The sequence below is a fragment of the Roseococcus sp. SDR genome, assembly GCF_019083995.1.
Taxonomy (GTDB): domain Bacteria; phylum Pseudomonadota; class Alphaproteobacteria; order Acetobacterales; family Acetobacteraceae; genus Roseococcus.
Map to the genome: position 1 here is coordinate 207,478 of NZ_JAHRCU010000007.1, position 8,903 is coordinate 216,380.

At 72.7% G+C, this 8,903-nt stretch carries 9 protein-coding genes and 1 pseudogene; 6 read left to right on the forward strand and 4 right to left on the reverse strand.

The window, feature by feature from the left end:
- Window positions 1–33 precede the first annotated feature (33 nt).
- From KTR66_RS10445 to KTR66_RS10455, 3 genes are all read left to right on the forward strand, one after another.
- A complete protein-coding gene (locus KTR66_RS10445) occupies window positions 34–798 on the forward strand; it encodes a hypothetical protein (RefSeq protein ID WP_213612536.1) in 765 nt (254 codons plus the stop codon).
- 137 nt (window positions 799–935) lie between these two features.
- Window positions 936–1,988, forward strand: a complete 1,053-nt coding sequence (locus tag KTR66_RS10450) for a hypothetical protein (protein WP_213612537.1) — start codon at window positions 936–938, stop codon at window positions 1,986–1,988.
- A gap of 21 nt (window positions 1,989–2,009) precedes the next feature.
- Window positions 2,010–2,996, forward strand: coding sequence for a tripartite tricarboxylate transporter substrate binding protein (locus KTR66_RS10455; protein WP_249732007.1), 987 nt, complete (start codon window positions 2,010–2,012; stop codon window positions 2,994–2,996).
- 1 nt (window position 2,997) lies between these two features.
- On the opposite strand, the gene KTR66_RS10460 is transcribed toward KTR66_RS10455, so the two are convergent.
- Entirely contained in the window at window positions 2,998–3,615 is a 618-nt protein-coding gene (locus tag KTR66_RS10460; protein WP_213612539.1) for a DUF1194 domain-containing protein, read from the reverse strand.
- A 66-nt stretch (window positions 3,616–3,681) separates the two neighbouring features.
- Between KTR66_RS10460 and KTR66_RS10465 the strand changes: the two genes are divergently transcribed.
- Window positions 3,682–4,647, forward strand: a complete 966-nt coding sequence (locus KTR66_RS10465) for a tripartite tricarboxylate transporter substrate binding protein (RefSeq protein ID WP_213612540.1) — start codon at window positions 3,682–3,684, stop codon at window positions 4,645–4,647.
- A 78-nt stretch (window positions 4,648–4,725) separates the two neighbouring features.
- On the forward strand, window positions 4,726–5,145 hold the full coding sequence (locus tag KTR66_RS10470; protein WP_213612541.1) for a CBS domain-containing protein: 420 nt from the start codon (window positions 4,726–4,728) through the stop codon (window positions 5,143–5,145).
- 111 nt (window positions 5,146–5,256) lie between these two features.
- On the opposite strand, the gene KTR66_RS10475 is transcribed toward KTR66_RS10470, so the two are convergent.
- Entirely contained in the window at window positions 5,257–6,369 is a 1,113-nt protein-coding gene (locus tag KTR66_RS10475; protein ID WP_213612542.1) for an NADH:flavin oxidoreductase/NADH oxidase, read from the reverse strand.
- Window positions 6,366–7,181: a DUF2272 domain-containing protein gene (locus KTR66_RS10480; protein WP_371819083.1), complete on the reverse strand. Its 816-nt coding sequence runs from the start codon at window positions 7,179–7,181 to the stop codon at window positions 6,366–6,368. The genes KTR66_RS10475 and KTR66_RS10480 overlap by 4 nt, the downstream gene beginning before the upstream one ends.
- Before the next feature lie 58 nt (window positions 7,182–7,239).
- Here KTR66_RS10480 and KTR66_RS10485 point away from each other — a divergent pair, with 58 nt between their 5' ends.
- Window positions 7,240–8,676: an FAD-dependent oxidoreductase gene (locus KTR66_RS10485; RefSeq protein ID WP_213612543.1), complete on the forward strand. Its 1,437-nt coding sequence runs from the start codon at window positions 7,240–7,242 to the stop codon at window positions 8,674–8,676.
- Between the two features lie 117 nt (window positions 8,677–8,793).
- Here KTR66_RS10485 and KTR66_RS10490 read toward each other — a convergent pair.
- A pseudogene (locus KTR66_RS10490) lies at window positions 8,794–8,903 on the reverse strand (IS5/IS1182 family transposase); the annotation flags it as partial.

Genomic DNA, 8,903 nt, shown 5'->3' on the forward strand with positions numbered 1-8,903 from the left:
GCGGCGCATCCTGCACGGATTGAGGAGGCACGCATGAGCGAATTCGACCCACGGCTGCGCCGCCGTCTGCTGGTGGTGAACCTGGTGGCCCTGGGCAGCGCGGCCTCCGGCGCCGATGCCCTGGCGCAAGGCACCAAATCCGGCCCGCGCCCGCCGCAGAGCGGCCTGACCGATGCCGACCCGAACGACGTGGCCGGCAATGGCCGCGGCGGCAACGCGCCCCGGCCGAACCAGCAGGGCCGCAGCGATTCCGACCCGAGCGATCCGGCCGGCCAGGGCCGCGGTGGCGGCAGCGGGCGCGGCGTGAGCGACTCCGACCCGAATGACCCGGCGGGCCAGGGCCGCGGCGGCAGCGGGCGTGGGGTGAGCGATTCCGATCCGAACGACCCGGCAGGCCAGGGGCGTGGCGGCAACCGCGGACAGGGCCAAGGGCGGAGTGATTCCGACCCGACCGACCCGCCCGGCCAGGGCCGCGGCGGCAACCGCGGACAGGGCCAAGGGCAGAGTGATTCCGACCCGACCGACCCGCCCGGCCAGGGCCGCGGCGGCAACCGCGGGCAGGGCCAAGGGCGGGGCCAAGGGCAGGGACAGAGCGATTCCGACCCGACCGACCCACCCGGCCAGGGCCGCGGCGGCAACCGCGGGCAGGGCCAAGGGCGAAGCGATTCCGACCCGAACGATCCGCCAGGCCAGGGCCGCGGTGGCGCACGGCCCGCACCGGCCGGGCCGAGCGACAGCGACCCGACGGACCCGCCCGGGCGCGGGCGTGGCGGCCGGCCGGAGCAGAAGGGCGCCTGATCGCGCAGGGGCGGTCGGCGGAAAACCGGCCGGCCGCCCACGACCCGCGAAATTACCAGATTGTGAGACGGCGCATTCCCTGCTTCTCTCCCGCGCGGGCCAAGCCCAGTCCGTGTCTTCCAAGGAGGCTTCTGCCGATGCGCAGCCATCACCTCACGCTCATCAGGCCGGCGCTGCGCGCGGCCGCCATCGCGATCATGGCCGCGCCGCTGCTGGGCACACAGGCCGCCGCCGTCGAGTATGACGGCAACTGGCAGTTCACCATCAGCTGCACGGCCACGGGCAACCAGGCCGCCTTCACCGAGCGCTTCATCGCGCCCATCACGCAAAACGCCGCCACCCGCAGCCGCACCACCCCCGGCACACAGGACATCAACCGGTTCAACGCGCGCATCGAGAACGGCCAGATGACGGCCACCATCGAGCGCAGCCGCGGCAATGAGCGCTGGAGCCTGCGCTTCGCCGGGCCCGCCGCCTCTGACAGCCGCTTCGACCTGGCCGGCGGCATCTTCTCGGGCGACCGCCAGCTGCGCAGCTGCCGCCTGGTGGCCGAGGCGCAAAGCTCCGCCCCCGGCAGCCTCGCCGCCACCGCGCCCGCCCGCGCCGAGGCCGCGCGCCAGCAGCTTGCCGTGGCCGTCGCGGCGTTGGCCGCGCTGGAAGCGAATGCGGCCGCCGAGATCCAGGCGCTGCGCACCGACCTTGACCTCGCCCGCTTCGAGAGCGTGGCCATGCGCGCCGAGCTGGACCAGCGCGGCGCCGCCATCCTGGCGCTGGAGACGCGGCTGCGCACGGCGGAAGGCGTGGCCACCCAGGCGCAGGCCGCGCTGACCCAGGCCGTCGCCACCGCCACCGCCGAGATCGGCCAGCGCGACCAGCGCCTGACCGCGGCCGCGACCGAGCGCACCGCGCTGCAGCAGCGCCTCACGGCCGCCGAAGCCGCCATGGCCCAGGCCCAGGGCCAGGCGCAGAGCCAGGCCCAGGCCGCCGCCACCGAGCGGACGGCGCTGCAGGGCCGCGTGACCGCCGCCGAAGCGGCGCTGGCCCAGGCCCAGACGGCGGCCGCCGCCGAGCGCACCGCGCTGCAGGGCCGGCTGACCGCCGCCGAGGCCACCGCCGCGCAGCTTCGCACCGCGCTCGAAACCGCGCAGCGCGAGCTGACGGAGGCCCGCGCCGCCCAGCCGCCGCGCTAGGCCGGCTTTCGGGGCAGGATGATGGCGCGTTTCACCCGTCGCGGCGCCCTGGGCCTGGCGGCGGCCGCGCTGCCCGCCGCCCGGCCGGGCGCCCAGGGCCTCTGGAACCCGACGCGGCCGATCACGCTGGTGGTGGGCTTCCCGACGGGCGGGCAGACGGATTTCGCCGCCCGCGTCATCCAGTCCGGTCTGCAGAAGGCGCTGGGCGTCTCGGTCACCATCGACAACCGGGCCGGGGCGGGCGGCAATCTCGGCACCGAGGCCGTGATGGCCGCCCGGCCGGACGGCTATACCCTGCTGGCCGGCAACATCTCGCCCATGGTGATCAACCCGCACACCATGGACGGGATGATGATCGACCCGCGGGAGATGACGCCGATCGGCCTCATCCTCCGCTCCTCGCTCATCCTCTGCACGCATCCCTCGCTCCAGGTGCGCAACCTGGCGGAGCTGCGCGCCTGGATCGCGGCGCAGCCGCGCGGCTCGATCCAGTATGGCTCCACCAGCACGGGCAGCCTGACCCATATCGCGATGGAGCTGTTCCGCGAGCGGCTGGGCAAGCCCGAGATGACGCAGCTGCCCTATCGCGGCTCCGGCCCCGCCATGGTGGATTTCGTCGCCGGGCGCTTCAGCCTGATGTTCGATGGCGCCTCGGTGGTGGCGCCGCTGGTCCAGTCGGGGCAATTGCGCTGCGTCCTGGCGACCGGCCGCACCCGCAGCCCCGCCTTCCCCGACCTGCCCACGGCCGAGCAGCAGGGCCTCAGCGACTTCGCCTTCTACAGCTGGACCGGCCTCTTCGCGCCGCGCGGCACGGCGCCCGAGATCGTCACCCGCCTGAATGCCGCGCTGAACGCCGCCCTGGCCGAGCCGCCCATCCGCTCCCGCATCACCGAGCGCGGGACCGAGCCGGGGGGCGGCAGCGCGGAGGAGATGGCCCGGATCATGGCCGAGGATTACGCGCGCTGGGGCGAGGTGGTGCGCGCGAACCAGATCCGCGTGGAGAGCTGATTCACGCCTCGGGCGCGGGGCCGCGCATCTCGCGCACCAGCTTGCGGCCGATGGCATCCGCGAAATCCACATAATCGGCGCAGGGCAGGACGAAGCTGCCCGGGCCGCCGATCACCTCCGCCGCGTAATGCTGCACAAGGTCCGGCTCCTCGTTCAGCACGGCGAGGCCATTGATCACCACGCCCGCCGCCACCGCCACATCGCGCACCGGGCCCGAGGCGCGGCCGCGATTGCCCGCGCCATCGCCCGAGACATCCACCACCTGGCGCGTGGCGGACGCCGGACAGCGGGCAAGCAGCGTGAGGGCGGCGACCAGCCCCTCGCCCAGCGCCGTGGCCCCCGCGCGCGGCAGGCGGGGCGCGTCGCGCAGTTGGGCGGCGATGGCGGCCCCCTCCCCGGCGGAGGCGAGGCGCATCCAGGGCAACGCCACCTCCTGCGCCTCGGACCAGAAGAGCGCGGCCACGGCCACCGCCCCGCGCGGGCCGCTGGCGGCGGCGGCCAGCACGTCCGGCTCCTCGAAGGCGGCGGCGAGGCCACCCAGCATCAGGGCGAATTCGTCGAAATCCACGCTGGCCGAGACATCCACGGCCAGCACCAGGGCCAGATCAACCGGCTCCATCGAATGCCTCGCCGTGGCGGGCGCGTTCTGCCACAACACTCATCCTTCCCGCTGCTGGAGCCCCTGATGCAACGACGCCATCTCCTCGCGGCCCCCGGCCTCATGCTCGCGGCGCCGGCCCTGGCCCAGGCCGCCTGGCCGAACCGCGGGCCGATCCGCGTCATCGTCCCCTTCACGCCGGGCGGGGCCACGGATGGCATGGCGCGCGTCACCACCAGCAAGCTGCAGGAGAAGCTCGGCCAGACCATCATCGTCGAAAACCGGCCGGGCGCGAATGGCGCGGTGGGCGGGCAATTCGTCGCCCAGGCGGCACCGGATGGCTACACCTTCTGCTTCTCGGCCTCGATCCAGGTGCTGGCGCGGCTCGTCATGCGCAACCCGGGCTATGACCCGGTGGCGGACCTGCTGCCGGTGGTCCGCGTCGGCCAGGGGCCGCTGCTGCTGATCCAGCATCTGCAGCGCCCGCCGACCACATTGGCCGAGACGCTCGCCGCCGTCCGCGCCAACCCGCGCGACTGGAGCTTCGCCGTCTCCTCCCTGGGCGCGGCGGGGCACCTCGCCACCATCGAGTTCATCCGCCAGGCCGGGGTGGATCTGGTGCAGGTGCCCTATCGCGGCACGGCGCCCGCCATCACCGATGTGGTCGCCGGCACGACGCAGCTCATGTTCGACCCCATCCTCGCCACCTTGCCGCAGGTGCGCGGCGGGCGCGTGCGCGGGCTCGCCATCACCGCCGCCCAGCGCTCGGCCGCGGCGCCCGAGATCCCGACGGCGCAGGAAGCCGGCATGCCCGGCCTCGACATCCAGAGCTGGTGGGGGCTCTGGGGCCCGCGTGGCCTGCCGCCCGAGATCGTGGCCCGGATCAACGAGGTGCTGCGTGGCGGCATGTTCGAGGCCGACGTGATGCAGCGCGTGGCGACGCTGGGCATCGAGCCGCTGGTCGAGCCGGCGGCGGAATTCGCCAGCTTCATCCAGCGTGACGTGGCCCGCGCGCAGGACCTGCTGCGGCTCGCGAATTTCCAGCCGGAATAGCCCGCCCGGATTGCGCCACCGCAAGGCGCGCCCCGCGCTGTCATGGCAATGTCATCCGCATTCGAGAGGATGCGAACCATGCAGACGCGCACCATGGCGGAGATGGTCCGCCACCAGAATCCCCTGACGCTCGGCCCCGGCGCCACGGTGCAGGAGGCCTGTGCCGCCATGCACCGGCGCCGCGTGGGCGCCGTGCTGGTGGTGGACGGCCACCGCCTCCTCGGCATCTTCACGGGGCGGGACGCGGTGCATGCGCTCGCCGTGGGCCTCGACCCGCAGCGCACGCTGGTGGGCCAGGTGATGACGGCGGAGCCTTGCTGCCTCAGCCCGCATGACCGCGCGCATGACGCGCTGCGGCTGATGACCGATGGCGGCTTCCGGCATCTGCCCGTGGTGGAGGACGGGCATCTTCTCGGCATCGTCTCCCGCTACGATTTCCGCACGCAGGAGCACCGGCGGATGGATGAGGAGACGGGCTTCTTCGAGGTGCTGCGGTAGGCTTTGCCGTGAGCCTGATTCACGCCTTCGGTGATTCCACCAAAGGCGATCAGGCCATCCCGCCGTGAGGCTGATTCACGCCTTCGGTGATTCCACCGAAGGCGATCAGGCTCAGAGGGCCGGCAGCGGCTTGCCGATCGCGGGGTCGGTCTTGAACTTGGCGAGGCTGCCCCAGGCGCGGTCATATTGCGGCGGGATCTTCAGTGCCTCGATGCGGCCGAGCGCCACCGCTGCGTTCACCACCCAATAGGGGTCGCGCAGGAAGGCGCGGGCGAGGAGGATCATGTCCGCCTTGCCCTCGTCCAGGATGGCCTGGGCATGGGCCGGCTCGGTGATGAGGCCGACGGCCATGACGGGAATGCCCGCACCCTTCTTCACCGCCTCCGCCCCCGGCACCTGGTAGCCCGGACCCAGCGGGATCTTCTGGCCCGCATCCAGGCCGCCGGAGCTGACATCCACCACATCCACGCCGAGTTCCTTGAGGCGCTGGGCCAGCATCACGCTCTCCTCGGTGTTCCAGCCGCCCTCGACCCAGTCGGTGTGCGAGATGCGGACGCCGAGCGGCATGCTGTCGGGGATCACGGCGCGGGTGGCGCGGGTGATCTCGCGCAGCAGGCGCGTGCGGCCCTCGAAATCGCCGCCCCAGCTATCGTTGCGCAGGTTGGAGATGGGCGAGAGGAACTGGTGCACCAGATAGCCATGGGCGGCGTGCAGCTCGATGAAGGTATAGCCCGCCTTCACCGACCGCACCGCCGCATCGGCGAAGGCCTGGATGGTGCCGAGGATCTCGGCCTCGCTCATCGCGCGCGGCGTGGCATAGCCCTGGAAGGGGGTGGCGCTGGGGGCCAAAGCCTCCCAGCCCGGCACGGCGGGGCCCGCCTCCCAGGCCGGCAGGCGGCTGCCCTTGCGGCCGGCATGCGCGAGCTGGATGGCCGGCACCGTGCCCATGGCGGCGATGGCGGCGACGAGGCGCTGGTGGGCGGGGAGCTGGTCATCGCTCCAGATGCCGAGATCGCCCGGGCTGATGCGGCCTTCGGGCGTCACCGCCGCCGCCTCGGTCATCACCATCCCCGGTCCGGCCACGGCGCGGGAGACGAGATGCGCCAGATGCCAGTCGGTCGGCTTGCCGTCCTCATTCGCGCAATACTGGCACATGGGCGAGACGCCGATGCGGTTGCGGAAGGTGACGCCGCGCAGGGTGAGCGGGCTGAACAGGTCGGTCATGAGCGAGGGTCCTGGAGATTGAAAGGCGGCGTGCGGCCGAGGCGGTTTTCCATGATGACGAGGAACGGCCGGGGCTCGGGCAGCAGGCGCCCCTCCCCATCCGTCGCCCAGCGCGCCAGCGCCACGCTGTCGCTGACATTGCCACCCACCGCCTCCACCACGCCAGGGGCGGCATGGACAACGATGTCGCAATGCATGGGGCGGAACTGCCCCCGCTCGGCCGCGCGCTCGGCCCAGGCCCGGAGCGGCCGGCTGGTACGGTCGCGGCAGACGAGGTCGCCAGGGGCGGGGGCGTAGAGGGCGGGGTCGCGCGGCAGGAAGGGGGCTTGCGCGGGCCAGGCGGCGGCGAGCGCGTCCAGATGATCCAGGTAGCGGGCGTGCGAGGCATCAGGCTCGAATTCGGGCGCATCCACGCCGGCGGCGCCGATCACCCAAGAGATGAAGGCGGCGGACCAGAAGGGCTCGGCCCAGAGGTTGCCTCCGCCGGAGCCGGCCAGCGCGCGTTCATATCGCACGCGGTTGGACGGGATCGCCTCATGCGATTGCGGCACGCTGCGCCAATAGGCGAGCACGCGGGGGAAGTTCTCCGGCGCGCTTTCGGGGCGAGGCGGCTCGGAGGGGACGCAGGGAAGCGCGGCGGGGCCGGGCAGGCCGACCGTGACGCAGCCCCAATCCTGCCATTCGGCGAGCGCCAGGCGCAGCATCCGCTCGCGCGCGGCCGGCGGGTAGCTCAGCGGCTGGGGCAGCGTCGCCGCCGGGGGCGGCGCGGCGCAGGCCGCGAGCAAGGCCAGCAGGGGCAGGAGGCGAAGCACGCCCCGTCTCTGCCAAAGCCTATCCTTATGGGCAAGACGGCCTATGCTGGGCGTCGCCATGTCACAGCCACCCGATCCAGAGGGCGGGCGCCTCTTCTTCCGCAGCGAGACCTTCGCGGCGGACCCCCGGCGCAGCCGCCGCACCCCCACCGGAGAGACCGTGCCGGAGCCCGGGCGCGACATCCCGCTGCATGCGCGCTGCGACGTGCTGGTGGTGGGCGGCGGGCCCTCCGGCGTCGCGGCCGCCGTCGCGGCGGCGCGGCTGGGCGCGCGGACGCTCTTGCTGGAGCGGCACAATCATCTGGGCGGGCTCTCCACCGGAGGGCTGGTGATCTGGATTGACCGGATGACGGATTGGTCCGGCCAGCGTGTGATCCGCGGCTTCGCGGAGGAGTTCCTGGGCCGGCTGCCGCAGGGCGCGGTCAGCGGCCCCTCCCCCGCGCTCTGGGGTGCGCGCGATGCCGCGACGGCCGCCTGGTGGGCGGCGCGGACCAGCGCCTTCCACGGCGTGGTGACCCATTCCCCCACCTGCGACCCGGAGGCGATGAAGCTCGCCGCGCAGGAGATGGTGCTGGAAGCCGGGGCGGAACTGCTCTTCCACGCCTGGGGTGCGGAGCCGATCGTCAGCGATGGCACCGTGCGCGGCGTCTTCTTCGAGTCCAAGCAGGGGCGGCGCGCGATCCTGGCCGGCGTCACGGTGGATGCGACGGGCGATGGGGACCTGTTCGCCCGCGCCGGCGCCGCCTTCAACGACGACGTGGATGAGCGTGACATCCATCACTGCATGAACACGAGCTGGCTGTTCGGCGGCGTGAACATGCCCCGCTACCAGCGCTGGCGGGCTGAAAGCCCCGAGCAGTTCAGCGCCTTCCTGCAGCGCGGGCGGGAGCGGACGCGCTTCTTCGACAAGGCCTTCGCCTCCTGGCGGGACGATGTGGCGCTGTTCATGGGCCCGCGCCTCTCCGGCTATTCGGCCGTGGATGTGGACGACCTGACCGCCGTCGAGATCCAGAGCCACCGGCTGATGGCCGAGCACCTGGCGCTGTATCGCGCGGAAGCACCGGGCTTCGAGAACGCCTATCTGATGCTCTCCGCGCCGCAGCTCGGCGTGCGGCATGCGCGGCGGCTGGCGGGCATGGCGGCGGTGACGCGGGGCGATTGGGACGGGCGGGTCCGCGCGGATGAGATCGGCGTCTCGCCCAGCCTTTCCCCGAGATTCCCCAATGTCTCGGTGCCCTATGGGGCGCTGCTGCCGGCGGTGCTGGATGGGCTGCTGGCGCCGGGGCGGCATCTGAGCTGCGACCCGAACAGCCATTCCTTCCTGCGGGAGATCCCGCAATGCTGGCTGACCGGGCAGGCGGCCGGCGTGGCGGCGGCGCTGGCGGTGGCGCGAGGGATTCAGCCGCGCGCGGTGCCCATCGCGGAATTGCAGGCGGCGCTGCGAGCGGGCGGGGCGCATCTTTCGGCACCCGCCCCGGACCGGGCCATCGCCTAGAGCAGATCCCGATCAGATGGACTCATCTGATCGAGTGAAGATGCTTGCAAAAACAAATGTCTAGAGTCTTTGCAGCGAGCGGAGGCGAGCGGAAAAGGCTCTAGGCTCCAGACTCATTCATGTCCATCCGAGGAGGATGGCGGCGATGGCGACGGCTGATGCGAAGTTGGCGGCGAGCTTGTCGTATCGGGTGTGGATGCGGCGCCAGTCCTTCAGCCGTCCGATGG